Source organism: Bacillus sp. FSL L8-0193, assembly GCF_037976065.1.
Lineage (GTDB): Bacteria > Bacillota > Bacilli > Bacillales > Bacillaceae > Bacillus > Bacillus paralicheniformis.
Genome location: NZ_CP150261.1, coordinates 3,637,527 through 3,663,368 on the forward strand (window position 1 = coordinate 3,637,527; position 25,842 = coordinate 3,663,368).

The following is a 25,842-nucleotide window of genomic DNA, read 5'->3' on the forward strand; positions in this document are numbered from 1 at the left end:
ACTCACTGTCCTTCTGCCGCGGAGATTGAATAGATGTCCATCAGTCTCGCCAAATTTGCTTTTGCATCATAGCCTCTCTCTGCCAGGCTTCTCTCAATCTCCGGCCATGCAGGCTTTTTCGCCTGAGCGGCACGGCTGATATCCTCAGCCCACCGTTCAAAGCCGGCATTTAAGCTGAGACTGGTCAGCAGGCCGAGTCCCAAATCGGTTTCCTCTGTAATATGGTCTGATACAATACAAGGAAGCCCTGATGCCTGCGCTTCGACGAGTACGAGAGGGAGCCCTTCAAACAAAGACGGCATGGCAAATACATCAAACGTCTGCATGAGAGCCGGGATATCTTCGACGACGCCGAGAAACAGAATGTCGTCTTTTACACCGAGAGCGGCGGCTTTTTCTTCCATCTGTCTGCGCAGCGGACCATCACCTGCGAACACCGCTTGAAAAGGCGTGCCCGATTTCTTGAAATGAGCGGCAAGCCCGAGCAGAAACGCGTGGTTTTTCTGTTCAAAAAAACGGCCGACATGTCCGATAACCAATGCGTCTTCCTTGATGCCGAAGCTCTTTTTTGCATCCGTCTTTGAAACGCCGTTCGCTTCTTTGAAGCGGTCAAGTTCAATCCCGTTTTGCAAAAGATGGACCGCGTTTTCGCCCATCTTTTTTCCGCCGAATAAAAAACGCCCGGCATCTTTGCCGCAAGCACACAGAGCCGTAGCACTGGAGAAAATCAAACGGCGGAATGCGAGGAGCTGCCATGTATCCCAAAACCGGGGGTTAGGCTTCCAGGCCGTGTTGTGGGAATGACAGACCCTCACCGGAACGCCGGCGAGCTTGGCCGCCAATGCGGCAAACCCCGTCTGAAAATCCGTATGGGCGTGCACGGCGGCATACGGCCCTTTCTCAACCAAAATCCTTCTGATGTTTTTGATGTAGGCGAGAGGCCCCGACCGCCCGATGCTTGGTACATAAAACACCCGGCCGCCGCGCGTGATGATCTCCGGATCATAATCGCACGTTTCTTCCCGGTGGGAAATAAAATCAAATTGAATATGCCGCCTGTCTGTATGGCGGTATATATTCATAATCATCGTCTCCGCTCCGCCGCGGTTCATTCCGCTTACGATGTGAAGCACCCGTTCTGGTCTCACGCTTCCGTCATTCATGTTTTACGACCCCTCCGCCTTCATTCATCAATCTTCTTTTATGGTATTTGTTCATGATAAAAGGAGGCATGAGCCCCCTGATGATGGGTTTCATCATATAAATGTAGTCTGAGAGCGGCAGCTTCAGCCGTCTGCAGGCGGCAAAGACGATAAACGCATTGTCAATCGAGTAGCTGAACTTTCTCCTTTTAAACGCCGATTCGTCTTCCCTTACTTTGTATAAAGCTTCCTGAAGGTTATAGCCCGTGTAGCCCGCTTCAAAAAAACGGAGCCACAAATCGATATCTTCCATCCTTCTTGTTCTCCGGCCGACCCGATAGCCGTCCAGCGCCTCGTACACTTCCGCTCTCATCATGATCGTCGCATGGCAAAACGGCGTTCCTTTCGCCATGATTCTCGGCCCGGGAGAGGGAGGAAGCATTCTGACGCCTCTGATCCCGTTTTCGTCGAAGGCCATCATTCCGCTGCCGACGACATGATAATGAGATTGTGATTCAAGAAATGCGACCTGTTTTTCAAAACGCCTTGGCAAAGAGATGTCATCTCCGTCCTGGCGCGCGATATATTTCCCGCCGGCGTACCGGAGACAGTGGTTTAGCGAAGCAGCCAGCCGCTGATTCTTCTCGTTTTTAATCAGCTTGATCTTATCTGCGTAATGATCGGCATACCGCCTGGCAACAGCATATGTCCCATCTGTTGATGCATCGTCGCATATAATCAGTTCCCAATTTTTATAGGTTTGATTTAAAATCGACTCGATGCTCTCTGCGATCGTGTCCTCACAATTGTAGACTCCCATAATGACAGAAACTTTCGGCTTTTGACCCCCTGTCATCCTTTCAGCCTCCTTTCAACTGTTTCATGATCCATAAAGGAAGAGTAAATGCCCGCCATTTCTTTGACGGTGCGCTGCTGGGAAAAAGCGGCGGCCGTTCGTCTCCCCGCGTCCCCCATCTTTTTTCGCAAAGAAGGCAGACGGTACAGCTGCAAAATTCGGTCGCTGAACGTTCCGGCGTCTCCCTGCGGAATCAAAAATCCGTTCACGCCCTCTTGAATAACTTCCCGGTGTCCGCGGTTGTCCGCTGCAACGGCGGGCTTTCCTGCCGCCATTCCTTCCAGGAGGTTCATGCCGAGCCCTTCCCTGATGCTTGAAGCGACAGACACATCGGCAAGCTGAATCCATTCGTGGATGTTTTTTTGAAAACCTGCAAACGTGACGGTCGAAGAAACGCCTTTTTGTTCAGCGAGACTTCGGTATTTTTCTTCCATCTGCCCTTTTCCTGCAAACACGAGCTTTAAGTTTGGGGCTCTATCTTTTAAAGCAGCCGCCGTTTCGATGAGCAGCGCCTGGTTTTTATTCGCGTTCAGTTCCGCGGGATATATGAGAATAAAGTCGTCTTCTTTGAAACCGTATGTTTTCCTGAGCAGCATTTTCTCTGTTTCGCTGACAGGATGAAAGCGCTCGGTATCGACGCCGATGCCATGAATTTTTTCTGTTCGCAGCGCCTTGCGCAAGCCTTTTGCAAGGACGAAATCTTCTTCATTGATCGTGATTAGGCAATCGGTCAAAGCGGACAGCCCTTTTTCAATCGGATAGTATAGCAGCCAATTCTTTAAAGGTGCACCTTGGCAAAAGTGAAAACCGTGAGCGGTATAGATCACTTTCGTTCCCTCTTTTCTCTGTTTCCGGGCCGCAAGCCTTGCCAGCACGCCTCCCATCGGCGTATGGCAATGAATGATGCTGTACCGGTTTTCGTCAATGATGCGCGCCAGCTCCCGATAGGCTGCGATATTGCTTGCATTCAGAGGAGAACGCCTGATGTCGATATCAAATTTTTTGTCTGTATAAGGCAGTGCCATATCTCCTTTTGCGGCGATATGAACGTTCCACCCCTGCTCTTTAAACCATTTTAAATATGGGAGGTGGAAGGCCTTGAAATGGTAATCCACAGTAGCGCAAAACAAAACCGTTCTTGTCATGTTCTTCCCCCTAGTGCGCTGTCACCAGCTTTTTCTCATGCTGGCCGATCGCTTGGAACAAGCGTTCTCTCAGCTCGCGGTCTGACAAATACATAAATTCCTCCATGAATGTCTTCAGCACCGTTAGCTCGACGTCGACCGCCTTGCCGATATGAATCTTCGGAAAAACCTGCTCTGCCAGCACTTCATTTTGATTCAGCAGCTCTTCGTACATTTTTTCTCCCGGGCGGATGCCTGTAAATTCAATTTTGATCTGGTCTGTCGTATAGCCGGAGAGCTGGATGAGATTTTTAGCGAGATCGACGATTTTGACCGGTTCGCCCATATCGAGCACGAAAATCTGTCTTCCTTTGGCAAGCGCCCCCGCCTGAATAACCAGCCTTGAAGCTTCCGGAATCGTCATAAAGTACCTCGTCATGTCCTGGTGTGTGACAGTGACCGGACCGCCTCTAGCGATTTGTTTTTTGAAAATCGGAATGACGCTTCCCCTGCTGCCGAGAACATTTCCGAAGCGGACGGCGACAAATTTGGTTTTGCTCGTTTTGCCGAGATTCATGATCAGCATTTCTGCGAACCGCTTCGTCGCCCCCATGATATTGGCAGGGTTGACCGCTTTGTCTGACGAGATCAGGACAAAAGTTTCCACTCCGGTTTCGTCGGCGGCTTCAGCGACGTTTTTCGTACCGAGAATATTGTTTTTGACAGCTTCTTTCGGGCATTTTTCCATCAGCGGCACATGCTTGTGTGCAGCTGCATGATAAATGACATTCGGTTTGTAGCGTTCCATCAGCAAAAACATTTTCTCTCTGTCCTGTATGTCGGCGATTTCCGGATAATAGGCGACATGCTTTCCGAACTTCTCCTGCAGTTCCAGCAGAATCGAATGAATGCTGTTTTCTCCGTGCCCGACTAAAACAATCGATTTCGGTTTAAATTTGCTGATTTGACGGCAGATTTCCGAGCCGATTGAACCTCCGGCTCCCGTCACAAGAACGACGCGGTCCTTGACCGTATTGGAGATTTCGCTTGTATCAAGCTGGACAGGCTCCCTTCCGAGCAAATCTTCCGCTTTGACATCGCGAAGCTGGCCGACAGGATGTCTGCCGAGCAAAATTTCGTCTATTTTCGGCATGATTTGCGTTTTGATCCCCGTTTGCGCACACGCCTTGTACATGTCCTGCATCTGAGTGACGCTTAAAGATGGAATGGCGATGATGATCCGGTCAATATTCCACTGCCGGACCGCCTGCATGATCTGCTCTTTTCCGCCTAAAACGGGCAAACCCATGATTTCAAGCCGGTATTTCGTTTTGTCATCATCGATAAATGCGACAGGCTTAATGTTCAATTCCGGCTTTTGCACAAGCTGTTTTGCGATCAAACTGCCGGCAGAGCCGGCTCCGATAATCAGCGCTTTTAAAGATCCTTTGCTTTCTTTGTTCACCTGTTCCCTGATGATGCGCCACATCATCCGCGACCCGCCGATCAAGATCAGCTGGAACAGCCAGCTTAAACATAAAAGGCGAACCGGAACGTTTTGAAAGAAAAACAGTTCGAGGACCGCCGTCACAAGATGGGACAAGGTAATCGATTTAAGCAGCACATATAATTCACCGATGCTTGCGTACTCCCACACTTTTTTGTAAAGGTGGAAGCAAGGGGCGAATAAATGCTGAGCGCCAAGCAGTATCAGTGAAGTCATCAGCAGCATTTCCGAAGGGTATAAATCATATGATGGCGAAATCAGCTGATATCCGATAAAGATGGACAGCAAAACCAAGTACGAATCGAGTGCGGTAATAATGGAAAGCCTTCTCCGATATGTCAATTTCCTACCTCCTAATGTATCTTTCTAGCTGATAGGATCTTTTAGGGCAAAATCCCATGAGCTAAAAAGATACGGGCGATTTTCAAATTTAAACCGAGCACGTCAATTAAATAAAAATGGGCATTTAACCCGTCCTCACGCTCCGCCATCGACGACTTGCGTCTAAGGCAGACGGGTAGTCTGCCCACGGTAGAGCCGAGTGCCTCCATCGGTAAAGGCAAGGAGACATCACCTAAAGCGGCGCAGCCGCTTCAAAAGATTACATGGTTGCGTAATTATACTGACGCGCCTTCTTCACTTTCCGCCCGTTCAACACGGCGCCGAGCAGTTCGCTTTTTGAAGAATTCAGCGCGTCCCGCGACTTGATCGCGTTATCAAGCTTTGTTTTTCCGCTGAGGATGACAAGGATGCTTCCATCCACTTGGTTCGCCAATATTTGCGCGTCTGCGACCGGCAATAGCGGCGGTGAATCAAGGATGACTAAATCGTACTGGTTGTACGCTTCAGCAAGCAGATCCTCCATCGCCTGCGACGACAACAACTCGGACGGATTCGGAGGAATCGGACCGCTTGTCAGCACATGGAGATTTTCCGCCGGGCTTTGCTGCACGACATTTTCCAGCGTCGTTTTTTTCATCAATACATTTGTGACGCCAGAATGATTATCGAGCTCAAAAATTTTGTGAATCGTCGGCTTTCTTAAATCCGCGTCGATCAGAAGGACCTTTTTTTCCTGTTGCGAAAATACGACCGCCAAGTTTGAAGCCGAGAATGATTTGCCCTCTCCCGGGAGGCCCGATGTGATGAGCAATGATTTAAACGGCTTCTCAAAGGATGAGAACTCAATGTTCGTCCTGATCGTCCGATATTGTTCGACGATCGGCGCATTAGGCTGATGCAATGCGACAAGCGCCGATTGATATTTGCGAGAGCGTTTTTTTCTAATAGCCAAGCGGCTCACTCCTTCCTGCTTTCACACGGATATTCATATCGGGGTCTCCGCGAAACAGACTTTTTGTATGCTTCATTTGCTCAATACTTCCCAAATAAATAAATCCCGCTTCCTTTTCGACTTGAGACGGCCTTGCAACCGTATCATCGATAAAATCCAAAAAGAACGCCAAAGCGATTCCGGTCATTATTGCGGCGCCGAATGCCAGCAAAATATTCATTTTGTAATTCGGTCTGACAGGAGTCGGCGAATCGATGATGTCGGCTTTTGAAAGGACGGTTATCCGATCGGTGTTCATGATTTGCTTAATCTCTTTTTTGAGCACCGCTGTTAGCGTGTTCGCTATATCGGCTGCCCGTTTCTGATTTTCGTCTTGAACTGTAATGTTAATAATCTCTGATTCGCTTTCACTGCTCGTTGCGATTTTTTCACCCAACCGGCCGGCAGAGTAAGGTAAATCAAGCTCTCTCTTGACTTGCTCCAAAATCACCGGGTTCTTCAGAAGCGCTTGGAATGTCCGCGTGTATTGCAGGTTGATTTGAATATCGCTGTACGTGGCGCTCCCTTTTTTCTCTCCTACTTGATGCACCAAAATCTGCGTCGATGCCTGATAGACAGGTGTCAGCACATAGAACTGAATGATTCCGGTCGTCAATGTTACACCTATTGTCAAAACGAGAATAAGAACCGTTCTTTTTCGCAAGATTGCAATCAGTTCTCTAAAATCAATATTTTCTTTCATGCTTGACTGCCTCCTCAGGAATGCCGTTTGTTAATGATTGGATTATAAAAGAAAAAATTTGAATTGAAAAATGCTGAATTTAGCTATATAGTTCTTTTTAGAGAACAAATCCGTTCGTTTTCTTTTATTTTCTGTCGATATCTTAAATTTTTGAATTTTATAAAGAACAAATTATTTCTTATAATGAACAGGAAAGCGTTTTTATATGAATGGCAAGGGGAAGAGGAGGAATCAGTATGATCGGAAGAGTCATCCGAATGTACAGAAAAAGAAAAGGCTACTCCATTAACCAGCTTGCTGATATAGCAGGCGTATCAAAATCATATTTAAGCAAAATCGAACGCGGCGTTCACAGAAATCCGTCAGTCGAATTCCTAAAAAAAATCTCCCGTGCGCTGAAAGTGGAATTAAAGGAATTGTTTGATACCGAAGTGATCCTTTATCGCCGGACCGAGCATGAAGACGAGTGGAGAACCCACCTTGTACAGGCCGTGCAGGCGGGGATGAACCAGGAAGAACTGTTTCAATTCACACACCGTCTCAAACAGAAAAAGAAAGAACGGACGCTTTATCGAAACAGGGAGCTGACACAAGCCAATATCGACGAATGGAGAGCCCTTATGTTGGAGGCCAAAGAAATGGGATTAACCGTCAAAGAAGTAGAAGCGTTTTTGATGAGAACAAAAAACCATTAATTCATCCTGCATTCATATTTAATTTTTTAGAAGATAACGGGAGCTTTTGACTTGAACCATTCATCCGGATATAAATCCACATTTCCATTTCAACTTGCCTAAAATTCGGAATAATCGCATTAATAGATATCGCCCGATCATGAATATCCATGTCTATAGCTCCGTTTTCACCTGTTTGCCTTATTTTTTCATGGCAGTCTTTAAGAGACTTTTTACTTATGTTTATATATAAATGAAGAAACTCGGATTTTGACCTTTCGCATCTTCCTCCAAGGCATGCAAATTCTGTGTCTTGCGGCTTATATCAAGACCTTTGTCACGGCCCGATTCCTTGAATAGGGATGAAGCGTTTTTGTTGAATCCAAGCTGGCTGTTCGTTAAGATGAATAAAATGGAAGAAGGAGATGGAATCATGAAAGTATTGGTACTCGCATTTCATCCGAATATGGAGCAGTCAGTTGTAAACAGAGCATTTGCAGACACATTGAAAGATGCACCCGGCATTACATTCCGCGACCTTTATCAGGAATATCCTGACGAGGCCATTGATGTGGAAAAAGAACAAAAACTTTGTGAAGAACACGATCGGATCGTCTTCCAGTTTCCGCTTTATTGGTACAGCTCGCCGCCACTTTTAAAAAAATGGCTGGACCACGTTTTTCTCTACGGCTGGGCATACGGAACAAACGGCACAGCGCTTCACGGCAAAGAATTCATGGTCGCTGTATCGGCGGGCGCTCCCGAAGAAGCCTATCAGGCCGGCGGGTCAAATCACTATACGATCAGCGAACTGTTACGCCCTTTTCAGGCGACAAGCAACTTCATCGGTACTACATACCTTCCGCCGTACGTCTTCTATCAAGCGGGCACGGCCGGAAAAAGCGAGCTTGCTGAAGGTGCGACACAATACAGGGAGCATGTGCTGAAGTCATTTTAAATGAGAAAAGCCCGGCTTATGAGCCGGGCTTGCAGATTGTTGACAAAATCCCAAAACGACTTTTTGTTTTGGGATTTTGTCATCCTTTCAGCGTGATTGAAAACCCTTGCAGTCTAGGAAGACCGAGCATCGGAGCGGAGCGAATGTTGGAATTCGTGAGCACCGACGCGCAGGCCTGACAACGAATGCGAGGGTTTGTCGACACGCTGAAAGCCCGGCTTATGAGCCGGGCTTGTTCCTTATACTTGAATCTGTTTCACTTTTCCCAATAGGAATAAATAATTTAAAATGGCAATGACGATCAAGGCAGCTGAAAAAAGGAGCGCCGGCACGAAAGAACCCGTTGCGCCAACGATGAAGCCGGTAATGATGGGCCCGACCACTCCGCCCATATTAGAGACTGTATTTTGAATACCGGCAACCATCGACGTCATATTTTTCGGAGCCACATCCCCCGGAAGCGCCCAGACTTGGGACGCGGCGACAGTCGTTCCCGATTTCGCTACACAAAGAAGGATGACAGCCAGGATAGCAGAATCTGCAAAAGCGGCAAAACCGATGCACGAAGCCATGGCAAGCCCGATAATTAAAAACAGTTTCCGGACGGCTGTCAGCGACAGTTTTCCCTTTGCATATATCCGGTCGGACATCCACCCGGCTCCGACTTCAACGACCATTGCAGTCAAAAGCGGCAGAGACGCCATAATCCCCATCTCGATTAAATCCATGCCCCTTTCTTTGACAAGGTATGTCGGCAGCCATGTGATAAAGAAGTAAGAATTATAATTGATCATGAAAAATCCGATGCACATCGCCCATATGTTTCGATATTTGAATAGCTGATACCACTTCAGCGGCTGGCCGCCGCCCGTTTCTTCCATGTGAGCCTGCCCTTCCCGAATATGAGCCAGTTCCGCCTCATTGACGCGCTTATGATCTGCGGGATTCTCCTTAAAGAAAATCATCCAGACAATTCCCCACACGACACCGACAAGTCCGATCAAAAGAAACGTCAGTTTCCAGTCAAAGACCGCTATCATCCAGGCAATCAAAGGCATGGCAACAGCTCCGCCAAACTTTGACCCGCTGTCAAAAATTCCGGCTACTGTCGCCCTTTCTTTTTTCGGAAACCATTTGGCGGCGATCCCCGCATTGCTCGGATATGCAGCAGCCTCTCCGACTCCCAGTGCGACCCGCAGCCCGAGCAGGGATTTGAAGCCTGTCGCAAGACCCGTCAGCGCCGTAGCAACAGACCACCAGACGACCGCAAAACCGAGCGTTTTTTTCTGGCCATACTTGTCGGCCGCCCAGCCTGAAGGCAGCTGCAGCAAAGCGTACGACCAGAAGAAACCGGACATGATGATTCCCATTTGGCCGGCTGTCAAGTTGAATTCCTCGGTAATATAAGGAGCGGCAGCCGAGAGCACTGTCCGGTCAATATAATTGATGGCAATCGCAGCCCACATCATAAACGCGACAACCCAGCGTACATTTGACTTTTTTTGAATCGGGTGATTCAACATGTTATCCACCTCATCCCATTTGTAGAAAACGCTTTCAAATCATGATGCAGGGCATGAATGAAAACACATTCACAACCCGTTGACGACAAACTCCGGTTTTTGTTTGTCGATCAGTACACTAGCGATGTTTTTGACGCATATCATCCCAAGGTTCTGTACGGCATCTCGGGTGTACCCCGCGATATGCGGCATGGCGATAAAACGGTCCAGCTCAAAGAGAGGATGCTGCTTCAGCGGTTCGGTTTGATACACGTCAAGCGCAGCCCCTGCGATGCTCCCGTTCGCCAAGGCATCATATAACGCACACTCAGACACGATGCCTCCCCTTGAAGCATTGATCAGATAAGATGTTTCTTTCATAGCGGCTAATTCTTTTTCACCGATCATGTTTTCCGTTTCGGCTGTGAGCGGCATATGAAGGGTGATAAAGTCGCTTTCTTTCAAGAGGTGATCAAGCTCCGTAAATTGGATGTGATGATCGGCTGCGAATGCACGATCGGGAAACACATCATAGGCTAAAACAGTCATATTGAAGCCTTGCGCCCGTTTGGCGACTTCTTTTCCGATCATGCCAAGTCCGACGATGCCGAGTGTTTTGCCGTAAACGTCAGATCCAAAAATCCTCGGCCATTTTCCCAGCTTTGTCTCCCTGTCGGCTGCAGGAATCTGTCTTGCAGCCGATAGCATGAGGCCGAATACAAAATCGGCGACTGCATGCTTGTTGGCGTTGGGAGCATTCGTCACCCAGACATTGCGCTCTTTCGCAGCGTGCAGATCAATATTGTCGATACCGACGCCATGTTTGCAGACAATTTTTAAAGAAGGGAGACGATCCAGGACATACGGCGTAATCTGGTTAAACGCCACGATCGCGGCATCCGCTCCGCCTGCTGCTTCTATGAACTGCTCCTCGGTTATATCTGCAGGAAGGCGTTCCAGCGATATGCCTTTTTTCTTCAAAAACAAGACGGGATTGTCTGAGTATTTCGCAAATGACGGTGATGTACATACGACTTTCATAAGATGCACCAACCTTCTTTCATTTTTCTACGATTTGGGCGCCAGCTCAGCGGCTGACCGCAAAGCAGCGAGCATGCTTCTTTCATCGGCTTTGTTCTGCCCCGCAATGTCAAATGCGGTTCCGTGGTCGACAGAGGTGCGTATGATCCCGCCGTTTAATCCGACCGTAATGTTGACGCCCTCTTCCAACCCGAGGACTTTGACCGGTATATGCCCCTGGTCGTGGTAGCAGGCTACGACCAGGTCAACATCTCCTCTGACAGCTTTGTAAAACAGCGTGTCTGCGGGGTATGGGCCGCCGGCATCAATTCCCTCAGCTGCCGCCTGCTCAATCCCCGGAAGCAATTGCCGTTCTTCCTCGCCGCTTCCAAACAGGCCGTTTTCCCCTGCATGGGGGTTGATTCCGCAAACAGCAATTTTCGGCTGTTCGAATCCGGCTCTTGTCAATGTATCATGTGCGAGACGGATGACTTTATAGGTCCGCTCCGGCGTAATCGACTGAATCGCCTCGATCAGCCCTTGATGCGTTGTCAGGTGAATCACCTTCAGCTTTGGCGAAGCCAGCATCATGCTGTAGTCTGTCGTATTCGTTAAATGAGCGAGAATTTCCGTATGCCCCGGGTATCGGTGTCCGCCTTTATGCAGCGCCTCCTTATTTAAAGGCGCTGTGCAAATCGCTTGAATGCAGCCTTTTTTAGCGAGCTCAACCGCTTTTTTCACGAAATGGAAAGCGGCGTTTCCAGCTTCAGCCGATACCTTTCCGACAGGCAGGTTTTCAGGGAGCAGATCGATATCGAGGCAATCGATCTTTCCATGTACAAAACCGCCCTCGTCCGGATGCCCGACCTTGTTAATGACAACCTTTGATCCGATTTGGAAAGCGGCTTTTTTCAGCATTTTCATATCGCCGATGACGAGCGGCCTGCACATGTCATACACTTCACGGGACTTGAGGGCTTTTACGATAATTTCCGGACCGACGCCTGCCGCGTCGCCCATTGTAATGCCGATAACCGGTTTCTTCATTGTTTATCCTCCTTGTAGCTTGTTTGCCGCACTTGCCATCACCGAACGCGAGCCAAAATTTCCGGCCTTTGTCACAATGTACAATTCTTCACCGGCTGCTCCCAGCGGAATGCCGGGCTCTACTTCGTCCAGCAATCGTATCTCATGAATCCGAAGCTGATGCAGCACTTGGTATGCCGTGTCACCTCCGGTTAAAAACAGACGTCTCACATGAAAGGCTTGAATCAGCTCGCCCGCCAATTCGCCTAGTGCACCGGACACCGCATTGCTCGTTTGAACCGGGGTGAGTCCGCGGCTTTCACCAATCTTCTGTGTCTCTGCCGCATTGTCCGAGGTGCAGAGGACGATGTGTTTCGAACGGCGGCGGACGTCCGCCGCCCTCTCCTTCAGCCGTTCGAACTCGTTTCTTTTCTCAGCTCCGCCGCACAGCACGCGCTCTGATCTCATTTCAATTTTTTCAGCCGCACGTCCGGCGAATAGTTCGTGAAGCTGTTCCCTCCCCTTCCGACTCATGCTTCCGACGACAAACATGATCGGCTGGTCGGAAAACGGAACGGTTTGACCGAGCTCCCTTTCTTTCAGATTGAACGCTTTGGGCAGGCAGCTCATCAAGCCTGCCGAACCGGCTAAAATGATAGAATACGGCAAACTCTCCAAAATAAGCGCCAGATCCTGCAGATCGGATTCGTGAACCGAATCGGCCGTCACATATGAAATCCCTTCCGCCCGAAAGCGTTCCAGCTTGTTGCGAACATGCCCGTGTCCGCGGCGGATGTCTTCATATGATAAATGCCCGCTCTTATTTCGAGTCTGCTTTTCTATTAATCTTTGAATATTCGACTCGGCTACAGGCGTTTTCGGATCGTTTGCCGCTTCGGTTTCTTCAAGCTTTACGCCGTTCACATAATGGACGCCGCCGATAACCTGACGTCCGTTTTGAGGGTAGCCGGGAGCGATCAGTACAAAATCCGGCTGAAACACTTCGTGCATCGCTTGAAGCTCGGCTCCGATATTTCCCCTCATTGTGCTGTCGATTTTTTTGTAGACGATATCAAACGATTGCCGGGAGATGTGTTCACTGATGTTTTTCACAGTCGCCTTCGCCTCTGCGGCTGACAGCGATCTGCTGTCCGTATTGAAAATAACGACGCCTTCCGTTTCCCGTCTGGTGAATTCGGCGTCGAGTTTGACGGAAACATCCATCCCGTAATGAACAAGCTGACCGCCGCAGTCGTTCGCTCCCGTCAAATCATCCGCGATGATTGCAATTTTCAAATGTCTTCATCCTTTAGTTGATTAGTTTTCGATAGATGTCTTTTATATTTTCCAGACTGAGCGGTTTCGGATTGTTATGAAGCAGGCGCGTCACTTTTGAAGCTGAGTCGGCTAAATCGTCCACGTCGCTTGCGGTTACGCCGAACGCTTTTAAATCCTGAGGAATATTCAGCCGCTTCGTCCACTCTCTTATTTTCTGCACAACAGCCTCAGCCGCTTGTTCGGCGGTCAAATCAGATGCAGCGATTCCCATCGTTTCTGCCGCAAGAGACAGCCGTTTTGTAATAGCATCCATATTAAACTCCATCACATGCGGAAGGAGCATCGAATTGGCGACACCGTGGGGAATTCGGTATTTCCCCCCAAGCGGATAGGCGAGGGCATGAACGGCAGCAGTACCGGCAGCCGTCAGCGCCATTCCGCCATACGTCGAACCGAGCAGCATGTTTTCTCTCGCTTGTATCGATGAACCGTTTTCATACGCTTCCACAATACTTGCCGAAATCAATCTGATGGATTCTAAAGCGAACATATCGCTGATCGGGTTTGCTTTCGTCGAAATGAACGATTCAAGCGAATGGGTGAATGCATCCATTCCGGTAGCCGCCGTAATTGATTTTGGCAATCCAAGGGTGATGATCGGGTCAAGAATGACAAGTTTAGGCAAAAGAAGCGGACTGACGATGCCGACTTTCAATTCCTCTTCGGGAAGCGTAACGATCGCGTTCGGCGTCACCTCTGCGCCTGTCCCCGAGGTACTCGGAATCAGCACGGTCGGGATTCCCGGCTTTTCGACCAAATCTGTCCCGAGCAGCTCCTCGACCTTTTTTGAATTCGTTTGCAGCACGGACAATATTTTCGTTCCGTCCAGCACGCTGCCTCCGCCGATTCCGATGAGAATGTCGTATCGTTTATCACGGATTCCTCTAAATACGTCTTCAATATTTTGTGCGGTCGGTTCGGGCAATATGGCTGTGCAAACATCTGACTGAATGCCAATCTCTGTAAGCTGAGCCTGTACTTCTCCGATCGCGCCAAGTTTGACAATCGACGGCTGGGTAATAATCAGCGCCCTGTCCGCCTTCGGTACAATCGTTCGTACATGATCTTTGAGCCTGCGGATGGAATGTTCGCCCGCAACGATATGATCGGCTGTCCGAAATTGATAATTCGCTGGCATTCTTGAAACCTCCCTATTTTGATTGATAGTAAGCGACCATTTTTTCGACCTCCAAGAGCGCCGAACCGGCCAGCTCTTGGATGGGCGCTTTCGGCGGGCCTACAGGGATTGAATAAAGCCCAACCGCTTTTTTCAGTGCCGCCGGGATCGTACCTAAACGAAATGTATCGCGAAGCGGCTGAAGCTCCATCTGGGCAGCCTCCGCCTTTTCAGTCTCACCCTCTGACCAATGGTGGTAAATCGACGTTACGATATCAGGGAGCATATTTGCTGTTGCTGCGACTGCTCCCGCTCCTCCCGCTTGAAGCGTTTTCAATATGAGCGAATCGGTGCCTGCAAAAACGGAAAAGTCCTCATTTTTCGTCAGCTCGATATACTGCTGTATGTTTTCAAAGTTTCCGCTGCTGTCCTTAATTCCAACGATATTATCCACTTTCGCAAGCTCTGCCACTGTTTCTGGTTCTAAATGGAAACCTGTTTTTGAAGGGATATTGTACAAAAGGATCGGAAGTGAAACGGATGCCGCAATTGTTTTATAATGCACCGCCGCTTCTTCCTGTGTCGGTGGAATAAAGAATGGCGTGATGACCGACAGCGCATCTGCGCCAAGCCTCTCCATTTTCTTAGAAAGCCAGATCGCTTCTTCTGTGCTGTTTCCTCCGCTCCCTACCATGACGGGAACGCGTCCTGCCGTCTCTTGAATGATGATTTCTGCAACTTTCAGCTTGTCTCCGGTGTTGAACATATGAAATTCCCCGTTGGTACCCAACGCAAAAAGCCCGTGTACATGAGCATCGATCAAATGGTTTGTCAGCTGTTTCAACGCCGATTCATCAATGCTTTGATCTTCTGTGAGCGGTGTCAGCATAGCAGGATAAATCCCCTTTGGTACGAATCCCATGATTGCCTCCCCTTCCTGTAAAGCGTTTTCAAAAATGATTATATACATAAATGTTTCAATAATCAACGGTATTTATCTAAATTATTTTTATTTACTGTTGCATATTAAAACAAAAAAATAAAACACCGGTTTAGCCGGTGTCTTATCAATGTGACGATTTCAATTTTCTCCAAAGCGTCGTTCTGTTGATGCCGAGCCTTTCCGCTGTTCTTGTTTGATTGTTCCCTTCTTCGGCATAGATTTTTTGAATGATCCTTTTTTCGATCTCTTCGAGCGTTCCGGATAAATCGATGTCTTCTCTTTCTTCCTCGTTCAAGCGGCTCAGGACCCGTTCGGCGTCAGCCTTCTCGATATAAACGCCCTGCGCTTCAAGGACACAGTTTTGGACTGTTTTTCTCAATTGGCTGAGGTTGCCCGGCCATTTCGCTTCTTCAAGCAGAACACCAGCTTCGCTTCGAAAGCCGACGATTTGTTTGCCGAATGCCTCATTGCTTTCCGCAATAAACAGATAAGCCAGATGCAAAATATCCTCTTTTCTTTCGGAAAGAGGGGGAACGTCCAGCTCCAAATGACAAAGCGCATCATATAAATCGCTTAAAAATTCCCCGGCGCGCCTGCGGGAAGAAGAAACGATCAGCCTCGGCCCGTCATACGGTTCGCTGATCCGCCTGAGTAAAAGCCGTTGCGAGGACGGCGGCATGCGATCGACTTGTTTGATGTATAGCGTTCCTCTCCCTGAAAAGAATTCTTCGCTTTCACACGCCTGTTCCCATTCTGCTTCAGACAGCAAACCGGCATCGATTTTTCGAAACGGCTCATGCTTGTCCTCCCCCTTCATATGGATCAGCCCGGCCAAGCTCTCTTTCCCTGAGCCGGGCGCTCCGTTGATCCATATGGGTTCCCGCCTTGCCGCGAACAACTCCGCTTTTTTCAGCACCTGCTGCATCGTTTCGTTCCTCGATGTTTCCATATAACTCATCCGTAAAGGAGAAAGAGTCGCTGCTCCAGGCAAAGAAGAAACGTGAACATCTTTTGCATTTTCCGCGGTAAATACGGTCAATGCCTCGTCTGATGCGAAAAACCTGCGTCCCGTGATATTCCATGTCCGCCCATGCTTTCGGAATCTAAAATGGATGACTCCCTTCTTTTCCGCTTCCCCGATCAGCTCTTCCAGATGATCCAGCAAGCCGATTTGTTCGGCAAATACGCCGTTTTGAAAAACCGGCCGCAATGTCTTGTTGTATACTGCATAACCGGTCTCGGCCTTTTGTAAAATGTGATACGGCACAGCGTACTTCTGCTTGATGCTCTCTAAAAAGGAATACAGTTTTTTAGCGTTTGCAAAAGCTTTGGCAATGCTTTCTTTTCCGGATGTCAAAAGCAGTCCGTTTAAACCGAGCTGCTCTGCTTTCTCAATTGTGATCACATCGCCGATAATGATCTGATAGCCCTGTTCTTTGAGCTGAAGAAGCACCGGTTCAACATCGCGTTCGTCTGATACGGTGCAGGCGTCGATCCGGATATCCAAAATTTCGCACACTGCTGACGCGCCGTCGGCAATCATCGGAAATCCGACAATTGCCGCTTTGCCGGGATAGCCCTTGGCAAGCGTAAGCACACGCAGCATATCGTATCCCGACACTTCGATATCCACAACCGGAATGGAAACTTCTTGCTGGATCAGCTCAGCGGTTCCACCTCTGCTGATAATCAAATCAGTCCCGTTTGCTTCCGCTTGTTTCGCCAGCTCCACGCCCTTCTCTAAATCTCCGGAAGCCGCCTCGAATTCAAAATCCTCGCCGCCTGCCACTTGAATCATCAGCTCTTTTAATCCTTCATATGGAGCAATTGCCATCACTTTCATATTCGATCACCTTTTGTTGCAAATTTAAACACATTATCACTATACCAAAAGGCAGAAATATTTGGAACCGCAAAACGAAGGCAAAATAAAAAGGCTCCATTACGGAAGCCATTTTTCCCCCCACGCGGCCATCTCTTTAAAAATGCCGTGGAACTCTTTACCTTTTTCTGTTAATTCATATTCTACAGTAACAGGAACCGTCGGGAACACCTTCCGGGAAATCATACCGCTTTCTTCAAGATGTCTTAATGTGTCAGTTAATCCTTTAGTGTTGACGTTTCCCAAGTTCCTTCTGAGCTCGTTGAATCGCCGCTTGCCCTGAATGAGCTCGGCGAGAACCAAAAATGACCATTTACCGGAGAAAATTTTCAATACACCCTGTATTAAAGAAGAGCATTCTTTATGATCGACAGCTGAATTCATAGCAATTCCTCCATTGCCTCATTCGCCAATTTTGACTTGATCCTACCATATGGACACCAGAGCATTCAAGAGAACGATCTTACGGTTTATTTTTATAAAGCATATATAAAAAAATTGCGTTCTTGTGGAGCCTCACGGTGGTTGCTATGGTTATATCAAAAGGAGGAAAAACATGAAAAAACAATACGATTCTTTATTCACACCCTTTACTTTTAAAAACGGCATCCAATTGAAAAATAGAATCATCATGCCGCCAATGGGGCATTCATCCTCTATGCCGGGAGGATTCATTTCTGACGACGAACTCGTCTATTATGCCGCGCGGGCGACAGATGTCGGGATGGTCATCACATCTGCGACAACCGTACAGCCCGGAACCGGATTTCCCGGCATTCCCGGAGCTGAGAACGATGATCAAATCCCGGGACTAACCCGGCTTGCAGCCACTTTAAAGAAACATGGAGCAAAAGCAATCCTGCAGCTCTTTCATCCTGGAGCCAAAGGTATAGAGCAGACGGTCAGTGCCAGCGCCGTCGCTCCGAATCAACCGAATGCACCGGTGCCAAGGGCACTGTCTGAGCAAGACATTCAAGACCTTATCCATTCTTTCGGCCAGGCGGCGCGAAGAGCGATAGAGGCCGGGTTTGACGGAGTCGAAATTCACGGCGCAAACGGGTTTCTCATCCATCAGTTCTTCTCTCCTTATTACAACCGGCGCAATGACAGCTGGGGCGGCACTTTAGAGAAACGGATGAGATTTCCGCTTCAGATTATAGAAGAAATCAGACGCGTAGCGGATAGCTACCATAAACCATCTTTTATCATCGGCTACAAATTTTCGCCCGAAGAGCCGGAAACGCCCGGAATCACAATGGCTGAAACGTTGCCTTTCGTCAATGTACTGCGGGAACAAGCATTGGATTACCTGCACGTTTCTCTCATTGATTTCCGGTCCTTGCCGCGCCGTGGTGCAGACAAATCCCGCACGCGGATGGAACTGATCAAAGAAGCGGTCGGGGACCGTCTTCCTCTGATCGGAGCCGGGAAAGTACACACACCGGAAGATGCCGTTCAAGCGCTGAAAACAGGTGCCGATCTCGTCGGAATCGGTCGGGGACTTCTGATGGATCCGGAATGGCTTCAAAAAGTTCAAGCCGGAAAAGAGGACGATATTCAAACAACCCTGTCAAGACATGATCAACGAAAGCTCGCAATTCCAGATGCCTTTTGGGAAAGTATACCGATGTATATTGATTTCAACGATTGACGATTCCTCCTTATACGGACTATAGATTCATTAAAAAAGGTGCCTTTTAGCTTAAAATTGATGTCATTTGCAAAAAAATGTATGAGAAAAGAGGAACTTAGACCAGTTGAGTCCCGGAGATGAGTATATTAGAATGATGGTAATTCAATATTGTCGGGATTGTTACTGTCTAAGCAGGCAAGACCTAAAATGTGTGAAGGGCGAAGTCTATCTTTTGCCTATATGACCTTGCACATTTTAGGTCTTTTTTCTGTTCTTCAGGACAATGCCGCAGTTAGGAGGGATGATTGGAAACGTTCATGTTGTCAGGAGCAATCTGTTACATATTGAAAAAGGGAGGAAATATTGATGAACATCAAAAACATCGCTAAAAAAGCGTCAGCCTTAACCGTCGCAGCAGCTCTGCTTGCGGGAGGCGCGCCGCAAACCTTTGCAAAAGAAACGCAAGATTACAAGAAGAGTTACGGATTTTCTCATATCACAAGACATGACATGCTGAAAATTCCCGAACAGCAAAAGAGCGAACAATTTAAAGTTCCTCAATTCGATCCGAAAACCATCAAAAACATCCCTTCAGCAAAAGGTTATAACAAAAATGGAGAACTGATCGATTTAGACGTATGGGACAGCTGGCCGCTGCAAAATGCCGACGGAACAGTCGCTACATACCACGGCTACAATCTTGTTTTCGCGTTGGCGGGCGACCCGAAAGACGTCGATGACACATCCATCTACTTGTTCTATCAAAAGAAAGGCGAAACTTCCATCGACAGCTGGAAAAACGCCGGCAGAGTGTTTAAAGACAGCGACAAATTCACTCCTGACGATCCGTACCTTAAGTATCAAACACAAGAGTGGTCAGGTTCCGCCACGCTGACAAAAGACGGAAAAGTCCGACTGTTTTACACAGCTTTCTCCGGCACGCAATACGGCAAACAGACGCTGACAACGGCTCAGGTCAACTTCACTCAGCCGGATTCGGACACACTGAAAATTGATGGTGTAGAAGATCATAAATCGGTCTTTGACGGCGCCGACGGTTCAGTGTACCAAAACGTTCAGCAATTCATTGACGAAGGAAACTACAGCTCCGGCGACAACCATACGCTGAGAGACCCGCATTATGTGGAAGATCACGGCCGCAAATATCTCGTATTTGAAGCCAATACGGGAACAAAAACCGGCTATCAGGGAGAAGACTCTCTATTCAACAGAGCTTACTACGGAGGCAGCAAGCAGTTCTTTAGAGGAGAAAGCAGCAAGCTGCTTCAAGGAGCGAACAAAAAGAACGCTTCATTGGCTAACGGCGCACTCGGAATCATCGAATTAAATAAAGATTATACGCTGAAAAAAGTCATGAAGCCTTTGATCGCCTCCAATACGGTGACTGATGAAATCGAACGGGCCAACCTCTTCAAAATGAACGGAAAATGGTATCTGTTCACAGATTCAAGAGGATCAAAAATGACAATTGACGGCATTGGTGCAAAAGACATTTATATGCTCGGCTATGTATCAGATTCACTAACCGGGCCATTCAAGCCTTTAAACAAATCCGGACTTGTTTTGCACATGGACCTTGATTACAATGACATCACATTTACTTATTCACACTTTGCCGTACCGCAGAAAAAAGGCGACAAAGTCGTCATCACGAGCTACATCACAAACAGAGGAATTTCAAACGAGCATCACGCCACATTTGCACCAAGCTTTTTGCTGAAAGTCAAAGGATCAAAAACATCCGTTGTCAAAAACAGCATTCTTGAACAGGGACAATTAACGGTAAACTAATAAAACGAACGAAAGAAAATGCCGGTGAACATCGGCATTTTCTTTCGTGTGTCATCTTAGAATAAAGCGGGGAATTTTCTTGAAGAAGACAGTATATAAGCGGATTAGCATTTTAACTGTTTGTCTTGGAATCTTCATCATGATATTGGTTTCAGACCGGGAAACAGAAAAAAAGGGAGAATCCCCGGAAACACCGGAATATCGCGCGGCTTTCCATTTGACAACCCCTGACAAGTGGAAAAACGACCCTCAAAAGCCCGTCTATTTCAATGGAAAATATCATTACTACTATCTCTATAACCGGGACTATCCGGACGGCAATGGGACAGAGTGGCGCCACGCGGTGTCAGATGATCTCGTCCACTGGCAGGATCAAGGGGTTGCCATTCCGAAATATACGAATAAAAACGGCGATCCTTGGTCCGGTTCTGTCGTTGTCGACTCACAAAACACAGCCGGCTTCGGCAAAGGGGCGATCGTGGCGATAATGACGCAGCCTTCGGCCAATGACGGGAAGGAAGAACAATTTTTATGGTACAGCCAAAATGGTGGAAAAACATTTAAACCTTACGGTGAAGAGCCGGTATTGCCTAATCCGGACACCGTCGATTTCAGAGACCCGAAAGTGATCTGGGATGAAGAGGATGATAAATGGGTGATGGCGCTGGCTGAAGGAACGAAAATCGGCTTTTACGAATCACAAAATCTGAAGGAATGGCGTTATACAAGTAGTTTTCAAACAGAAAATATCGGCATCATCGAATGTCCGGATCTATTCAAAATGCGGGCGGATGACGGAACATATAAATGGGTTCTCGGAGCAAGCGCAAATGGAAAAGGTGCCGGCAAGCCGAATACTTATGCATACTGGACAGGCAGCTTCAACGGCAACGAATTTACCGCGGACGAAGCGGAACCTCAGTGGCTTGATCACGGCTTTGACTGGTATGCGGGCGTGACATTTGAGGACGGCGAAACAGACGATTCGTACGAGAAACGCTATGCTTTGGCGTGGATGAATAACTGGGATTATGCAAACCGGACGCCGACATGGAAAGACGGCTTTAACGGAACCGATTCGATCGTCCGGCAAATTCAGCTTAAACATAAAGGCGGAAATCAATACAGCCTTGCCTCTCATCCAATCGATCAATTGGATGAATTAACCGAATCGACAGATGAGTTTGAGCGCATCGAAGTAAACGGATCAAAAACGCTTCAGATTAAGGCAAATACCTATCAGCTTGAGGCGGATATCTCGTGGGCCGATCTTAAAAACGCGGGATTCAGGCTAAGAGAATCCGCGGATCGAAAACGCCATATCGATGTAGGAATTTCGGCTGAAGGCGGTTATTCTTTTGTGAACAGAGGATTTACGGGACAGCCTGACAGCACCCGCACCTATTTGGAAAGCAAAGCACCGTTTGATCCGGAAAAAAAGCGGGTGCATTTCACAATCATCGTAGATCAAAACACTGTCGAAGCGTTTATTGATGACGGCGAAACGACGCACTCAAACCTTGCATTTCCAGACCTGAATGATACGGGTATCACGCTCTTTACCGAAAATGGAACGGCCGTCTTTGAAAATCTAAAGATCAAACATATGCGTTCAATCCACGATTAAACAACAACGGGCGGCCAAGCGGCCGCCCGTTGTTGTAAAAGCGCAAAAAAGCGAGCCTTCCAGCTCACTTTCCGTTTCGTTTCGGCACAACAGCAGACAACAAAATCCCCGCCCCGAGGCCGATCAAAAGCCCCGGTGCCGGATGGTCGAATACTATCCCGATGCCTAATCCAATCAACAGTCCTGACGGTATAAAATAATTGTGTTTTTTGTCCATTTAATCCCGCCCCTTCGTCTAGTCATCACGAGTAACCCCAATTGATATATGCTTCCGGGGAGTCAAATACGACTAAAAGTGCACAAAAAAAACAAGGGCGGCTAATGCCAAACCCTTGTCTTGAAAACGCGCTCGGAGGGATTCGAACCCCCGGCAGACGTGGTACCGGAAACCACCGCTCTATCCAGCTGAGCTACGAGCGCACAATATAATTTTTTAACGTCAGCAATTTATATTATAAGGTCTGTCCTTTAAAAAGTCAATCACAATCTCTTGCTCGAAACAATGCAGGTTTAGATTATACTCGATTTCTTTATTTAATTCGTCCGTTGTTTTCACAAGGCAGATCATACCGTCAATAAAAGACCAAATCTAATCCAGTTGAGAAGCAGCATGGCTACAGCGTAGCCTGTTCTCTCGTCGAGATAAAATCTATGAGCGGCAACAACGCCGAGAAACCCGATCAGCTTTGGTTTCTTCTTATTTGAAGCTCTGAGCGCTCTTGTCTGCGTTCACATATATAACCGGCTTCCTTTTTTCCTATAAATTAAATTGAAGATCAATGGACTTAGACCCCATTTTTCTATACTTTCCTCTGTAAAGTTGATCTTTTGTTTGAATGTCCTTTAAAATGGGAAAAATAAACCCCAGTATGTCTTTTTAATGAAGGCGGCTTTTTGTTTGACCTTTATTGACCAAAAATGTATGATTAAACTACATACTTACCTTTTAAGGTGAAGGAGGAGCATTATGAATTTAATACCTACAGTCATTGAACAGACGAACCGCGGGGAAAGAGCGTATGACATTTACTCACGCTTGTTGAAAGACCGTATCATTATGCTGGGATCAGCAATCGATGACAATGTTGCGAACTCCATCGTATCTCAGCTTCTATTCCTTGAAGCCGAAGATCCAGAAAAAGATATCAGCATCTATATTAACAGCCCTGGCGGCTCTATCACAGCCGGCATGGCGATTTATGACACCATGCAGTTCATTAAACCTCAAGTCTCTACGATTTGTACGGGAATGGCGGCATCTATGGGTGCGTTCCTTCTCGCAGCCGGCGAGAAAGGGAAGCGCTACGCTCTTCCAAACAGTGAAGTCATGATCCACCAGCCGCTTGGCGGAGCGCAAGGTCAGGCAACAGAAATCGAAATTGCCGCGAAGCGCATTCTTTCATTGCGTGACAAACTGAACAAAATTCTTGCAGAGCGCACTGGACAACCGCTTGAAGTGATCGAGCGCGATACAGACCGTGACAACTTCAAAACGGCTGAAGAAGCAAAAGAATACGGCCTGATTGATAAAGTGCTCACACGCAATATCGACGCACAGAAGTAAACAGCAAAAAAAGCTGCCGAAGTCATCGGCAGCTTTTTTATGTTACCGTACCTCCGCTCATTATGTAAGAGTTTCTATAAATCCTTCCACTTTTTCTCGAGGACAGGGTAGCGATAATCATTCATGTTCCCGATCAATTCCGCGGGGCTCGCCGAAGCATGAATCAGCTGAAGGTGCGATTCATTCGAAAAGCCCTCTTGAACGCTGTATTCGAGCATTTTAAGAAGTGGGTCAAAATAGCCGTTCACATTGTAAAGTCCGATCGGCTTTTGATGAATGCCGATCTGGGCCCAGCAAAGCACTTCAAACAGCTCTTCAAACGTACCGAAGCCTCCGGGCATCGCGATAAAGCCGTCAGCTAATTCACTCATTTTCGCTTTGCGCTCATGCATGCCGCTCACTTCGATCAGCTCTGTCAGCTGCTGATGAACGATTTCCCCTGTAAAAAGTCCTTTCGGCATAACGCCGACAACTTCCCCGCCGTTTTTCAATACGGTATCCGCAATCACGCCCATCAATCCCATTCTCGATCCTCCATAAACAAGGCGAAGCCCCTTCTCGGCAATATAAACACCAAGCTCTGCAGCTTTCTTCTTGTACGCCGGGTCCGTCCCCATATTTGATCCTGAATATACGCATACCGTTTTCACTTTCGCTCACTCCAACTCCATATATTGATAAAAGCAATTAACATTGTACTATATATTGTTTGTTCCGTGTGCGATAATATAATTGAATTTCTAAATGGGAGTGTAGACTTATGACAATCACAGACGCGGAGCAATGGACAAAGACATTTTATCGGAAAAGGGGATGGAGCGAATACGGACCTTTCATCCGGATGGGATTTTTAATGGAAGAGGCCGGTGAACTGGCGAGAGCGGTCAGGGCATACGAAATCGGAAGAGACCGTCCTGATGAAGCAAAACGGCCGGCTGCTGAACTGAAAAAGGAACTGATCGAAGAAATGGGCGATGTGATGGGGAATTTGATTATGCTTGCCGGCATATACGATGTTTCATTGGAAGACATGATGGATGCCCACCGCCGCAAACTGACGAAAAGATTTGCAGGAGAGCATCATGAAGATCAATGACCGCCTTTACGGCGAGGCAGATTTGGAGCCTGTGCTGACAGACCTCATTCATTCAAAAGCCGTTCAGCGTCTAAATGGGATTCACCAAGGCGGAGCATGCTTTCTCGTCAATCCCGCATGGAACATCAGCCGCTGCGAACACAGCATCGGGGTTATGCTTTTGATCCGCAGGCTTGGCGGAAGCCTTGAAGAACAAATTGCAGGTTTGCTTCACGATGTTTCCCATACGGCATTTTCCCATGTGGCTGATGATGTATTTAACATGGAAAACGAAGATTACCATGAACAGATGTTTCGGCAATGGGTCAAGCAATCTGATATCCCCTGGATTCTGGATACATACGGATTCAAAGATGAAGATATCTTATACGATGAAAAAAAATGGACGCTGCTGGAGCAGCCGGCTCCTTCATTATGTGCGGATCGCATCGATTACACGCTTCGCGACTCTTTAGCCTACGGGTTTGGCGACCAAGAAGAGATTCGACGATTTTTAGAAACCGGACTGACCGTTGTCGAAGGCGAAATCTGCTGCACTTCGACAGAGCACGCCGAATGGTTCACCCGCCTTTACTATCAAGAGGTAATTGACTTCTTTATGAATCCCCTCAATGTATATGCGCTCTGTACACTCAGCCAAATGCTGAAAAAGGCGCTTGACATGCGTATCATCACGGGACGCGATTTTTTCAAAACCGACACGGAACTGCTTGCGATGCTAAAGCAAAAAGCGTGCTTCCGGGAAACGCTTGAAAGGCTCAGTACAGCGAGCCAGAGCGTTAAGCAAGGAGACGAAGACGATTTTACTTTTCATCAAACTTTAAAGGTAAGATGGATCGATCCAAAAGTCGCCGTTAACGGAAGAAAAGTCCCCGCCTCCACACTTTCAAAAGACGTCCTTTTGATGAAAGAAACGGCAATAGCCGCAATGAAAAAAGGCACATATGTAAAAGCCGCCGAATAAAAGCAACCGCCTGCTTCGGTC

Annotated in this window: 26 protein-coding genes and 1 tRNA gene; 8 read left to right on the forward strand and 19 right to left on the reverse strand. The window is 47.7% G+C overall.

The annotated features are described in order from the left end of the window. Positions 1-2 precede the first annotated feature (2 nt). The 6 genes from MHH76_RS18340 to MHH76_RS18365 form a co-directional block, all read right to left on the reverse strand. Positions 3-1,163: a glycosyltransferase family 1 protein gene (locus MHH76_RS18340; protein WP_043054482.1), complete on the reverse strand. Its 1,161-nt coding sequence runs from the start codon at positions 1,161-1,163 to the stop codon at positions 3-5. Continuing rightward, on the reverse strand, positions 1,156-1,998 hold the full coding sequence (locus MHH76_RS18345) for a glycosyltransferase family 2 protein (protein ID WP_020453028.1): 843 nt from the start codon (positions 1,996-1,998) through the stop codon (positions 1,156-1,158). The genes MHH76_RS18340 and MHH76_RS18345 overlap by 8 nt, the downstream gene beginning before the upstream one ends. Beyond that, a complete protein-coding gene (locus tag MHH76_RS18350) occupies positions 1,995-3,143 on the reverse strand; it encodes a glycosyltransferase family 4 protein (protein WP_025810732.1) in 1,149 nt (382 codons plus the stop codon). The genes MHH76_RS18345 and MHH76_RS18350 overlap by 4 nt, the downstream gene beginning before the upstream one ends. Before the next feature lie 10 nt (positions 3,144-3,153). Continuing rightward, positions 3,154-4,971 carry a nucleoside-diphosphate sugar epimerase/dehydratase gene (locus tag MHH76_RS18355; protein ID WP_043054483.1) on the reverse strand — a complete coding sequence of 606 codons (1,818 nt, stop codon included), beginning with the start codon at positions 4,969-4,971 and terminating at the stop codon, positions 3,154-3,156. Between the two features lie 259 nt (positions 4,972-5,230). Then, complete coding sequence (locus MHH76_RS18360) at positions 5,231-5,923, reverse strand: CpsD/CapB family tyrosine-protein kinase (protein ID WP_020453031.1); 693 nt, start codon at positions 5,921-5,923, stop codon at positions 5,231-5,233. After that, entirely contained in the window at positions 5,913-6,665 is a 753-nt protein-coding gene (locus tag MHH76_RS18365; protein WP_020453032.1) for a Wzz/FepE/Etk N-terminal domain-containing protein, read from the reverse strand. Before MHH76_RS18365 ends, MHH76_RS18360 begins: the two co-directional genes overlap by 11 nt. Before the next feature lie 236 nt (positions 6,666-6,901). Here MHH76_RS18365 and MHH76_RS18370 point away from each other — a divergent pair, with 236 nt between their 5' ends. Then, the gene (locus MHH76_RS18370; protein WP_023856335.1) at positions 6,902-7,360 is read left to right on the forward strand and encodes a helix-turn-helix domain-containing protein; all 459 of its coding nucleotides are present in this window, start codon (positions 6,902-6,904) and stop codon (positions 7,358-7,360) included. A gap of 1 nt (position 7,361) precedes the next feature. Here MHH76_RS18370 and MHH76_RS18375 read toward each other — a convergent pair whose 3' ends face one another. Continuing rightward, entirely contained in the window at positions 7,362-7,511 is a 150-nt protein-coding gene (locus MHH76_RS18375; RefSeq protein ID WP_023856336.1) for a hypothetical protein, read from the reverse strand. 261 nt (positions 7,512-7,772) lie between these two features. Between MHH76_RS18375 and MHH76_RS18380 the strand changes: the two genes are divergently transcribed. Further along, positions 7,773-8,297 carry an NAD(P)H-dependent oxidoreductase gene (locus MHH76_RS18380; protein WP_023856337.1) on the forward strand — a complete coding sequence of 175 codons (525 nt, stop codon included), beginning with the start codon at positions 7,773-7,775 and terminating at the stop codon, positions 8,295-8,297. A 239-nt stretch (positions 8,298-8,536) separates the two neighbouring features. Here the strand turns inward: MHH76_RS18380 and MHH76_RS18385 are convergent, their stop codons facing one another. The 8 genes from MHH76_RS18385 to MHH76_RS18420 form a co-directional block, all read right to left on the reverse strand. Next, the gene (locus MHH76_RS18385; RefSeq protein ID WP_023856339.1) at positions 8,537-9,820 is read right to left on the reverse strand and encodes an MFS transporter; all 1,284 of its coding nucleotides are present in this window, start codon (positions 9,818-9,820) and stop codon (positions 8,537-8,539) included. A gap of 69 nt (positions 9,821-9,889) precedes the next feature. After that, the gene (locus tag MHH76_RS18390; protein ID WP_020453036.1) at positions 9,890-10,840 is read right to left on the reverse strand and encodes a phosphoglycerate dehydrogenase; all 951 of its coding nucleotides are present in this window, start codon (positions 10,838-10,840) and stop codon (positions 9,890-9,892) included. Positions 10,841-10,867: 27 nt separating this feature from the next. Then, positions 10,868-11,866, reverse strand: a complete 999-nt coding sequence (gene pdxA, locus MHH76_RS18395) for a 4-hydroxythreonine-4-phosphate dehydrogenase PdxA (protein ID WP_020453037.1) — start codon at positions 11,864-11,866, stop codon at positions 10,868-10,870. 3 nt (positions 11,867-11,869) lie between these two features. Further along, positions 11,870-13,141 carry a four-carbon acid sugar kinase family protein gene (locus MHH76_RS18400; protein WP_020453038.1) on the reverse strand — a complete coding sequence of 424 codons (1,272 nt, stop codon included), beginning with the start codon at positions 13,139-13,141 and terminating at the stop codon, positions 11,870-11,872. 13 nt (positions 13,142-13,154) lie between these two features. Then, complete coding sequence (locus MHH76_RS18405; protein WP_020453039.1) at positions 13,155-14,321, reverse strand: iron-containing alcohol dehydrogenase; 1,167 nt, start codon at positions 14,319-14,321, stop codon at positions 13,155-13,157. Between the two features lie 13 nt (positions 14,322-14,334). Then, the gene (gene dapA / locus MHH76_RS18410; protein WP_020453040.1) at positions 14,335-15,222 is read right to left on the reverse strand and encodes a 4-hydroxy-tetrahydrodipicolinate synthase; all 888 of its coding nucleotides are present in this window, start codon (positions 15,220-15,222) and stop codon (positions 14,335-14,337) included. A gap of 145 nt (positions 15,223-15,367) precedes the next feature. Next, positions 15,368-17,086, reverse strand: a complete 1,719-nt coding sequence (locus MHH76_RS18415) for a sigma-54-dependent transcriptional regulator (protein WP_023856343.1) — start codon at positions 17,084-17,086, stop codon at positions 15,368-15,370. 99 nt (positions 17,087-17,185) lie between these two features. Then, a complete protein-coding gene (locus MHH76_RS18420; RefSeq protein WP_020453042.1) occupies positions 17,186-17,509 on the reverse strand; it encodes a helix-turn-helix domain-containing protein in 324 nt (107 codons plus the stop codon). Between the two features lie 172 nt (positions 17,510-17,681). Between MHH76_RS18420 and MHH76_RS18425 the strand changes: the two genes are divergently transcribed. The 3 genes from MHH76_RS18425 (at position 17,682) to MHH76_RS18435 (ending at position 22,197) form a co-directional block, all read left to right on the forward strand. Beyond that, positions 17,682-18,776 carry an NADH-dependent flavin oxidoreductase gene (locus MHH76_RS18425; RefSeq protein ID WP_026580145.1) on the forward strand — a complete coding sequence of 365 codons (1,095 nt, stop codon included), beginning with the start codon at positions 17,682-17,684 and terminating at the stop codon, positions 18,774-18,776. 348 nt (positions 18,777-19,124) lie between these two features. Then, positions 19,125-20,570, forward strand: a complete 1,446-nt coding sequence (locus MHH76_RS18430; protein ID WP_023856345.1) for a glycoside hydrolase family 68 protein — start codon at positions 19,125-19,127, stop codon at positions 20,568-20,570. A 79-nt stretch (positions 20,571-20,649) separates the two neighbouring features. Next, the gene (locus MHH76_RS18435; RefSeq protein WP_039073036.1) at positions 20,650-22,197 is read left to right on the forward strand and encodes a glycoside hydrolase family 32 protein; all 1,548 of its coding nucleotides are present in this window, start codon (positions 20,650-20,652) and stop codon (positions 22,195-22,197) included. A gap of 64 nt (positions 22,198-22,261) precedes the next feature. Here MHH76_RS18435 and MHH76_RS18440 read toward each other — a convergent pair whose 3' ends face one another. The 3 genes from MHH76_RS18440 to MHH76_RS18450 all read right to left on the reverse strand — a co-directional run bounded on the left by MHH76_RS18440 (position 22,262) and on the right by MHH76_RS18450 (position 22,881). Continuing rightward, on the reverse strand, positions 22,262-22,414 hold the full coding sequence (locus tag MHH76_RS18440; RefSeq protein ID WP_164468296.1) for a hypothetical protein: 153 nt from the start codon (positions 22,412-22,414) through the stop codon (positions 22,262-22,264). 127 nt (positions 22,415-22,541) lie between these two features. Continuing rightward, positions 22,542-22,617: transfer RNA gene (locus tag MHH76_RS18445), tRNA-Arg, on the reverse strand. Positions 22,618-22,761: 144 nt separating this feature from the next. Next, positions 22,762-22,881 (reverse strand): NINE protein, encoded by a 120-nt coding sequence (locus MHH76_RS18450; protein WP_075212739.1) that lies wholly within the window; start codon positions 22,879-22,881, stop codon positions 22,762-22,764. Positions 22,882-23,164: 283 nt separating this feature from the next. Between MHH76_RS18450 and clpP the strand changes: the two genes are divergently transcribed. Then, positions 23,165-23,761, forward strand: coding sequence for an ATP-dependent Clp endopeptidase proteolytic subunit ClpP (gene clpP / locus MHH76_RS18455; RefSeq protein WP_003185550.1), 597 nt, complete (start codon positions 23,165-23,167; stop codon positions 23,759-23,761). 74 nt (positions 23,762-23,835) lie between these two features. Here clpP and MHH76_RS18460 read toward each other — a convergent pair whose 3' ends face one another. Continuing rightward, a complete protein-coding gene (locus MHH76_RS18460; protein ID WP_023856348.1) occupies positions 23,836-24,411 on the reverse strand; it encodes a TIGR00730 family Rossman fold protein in 576 nt (191 codons plus the stop codon). Positions 24,412-24,521: 110 nt separating this feature from the next. On the opposite strand from MHH76_RS18460, the gene MHH76_RS18465 reads away from it, so the two are divergent. Beyond that, a complete protein-coding gene (locus tag MHH76_RS18465) occupies positions 24,522-24,857 on the forward strand; it encodes a MazG-like family protein (protein WP_020453047.1) in 336 nt (111 codons plus the stop codon). Next, a complete protein-coding gene (locus tag MHH76_RS18470; protein ID WP_020453048.1) occupies positions 24,844-25,821 on the forward strand; it encodes an HD domain-containing protein in 978 nt (325 codons plus the stop codon). Before MHH76_RS18465 ends, MHH76_RS18470 begins: the two co-directional genes overlap by 14 nt. Positions 25,822-25,842 lie beyond the last annotated feature (21 nt).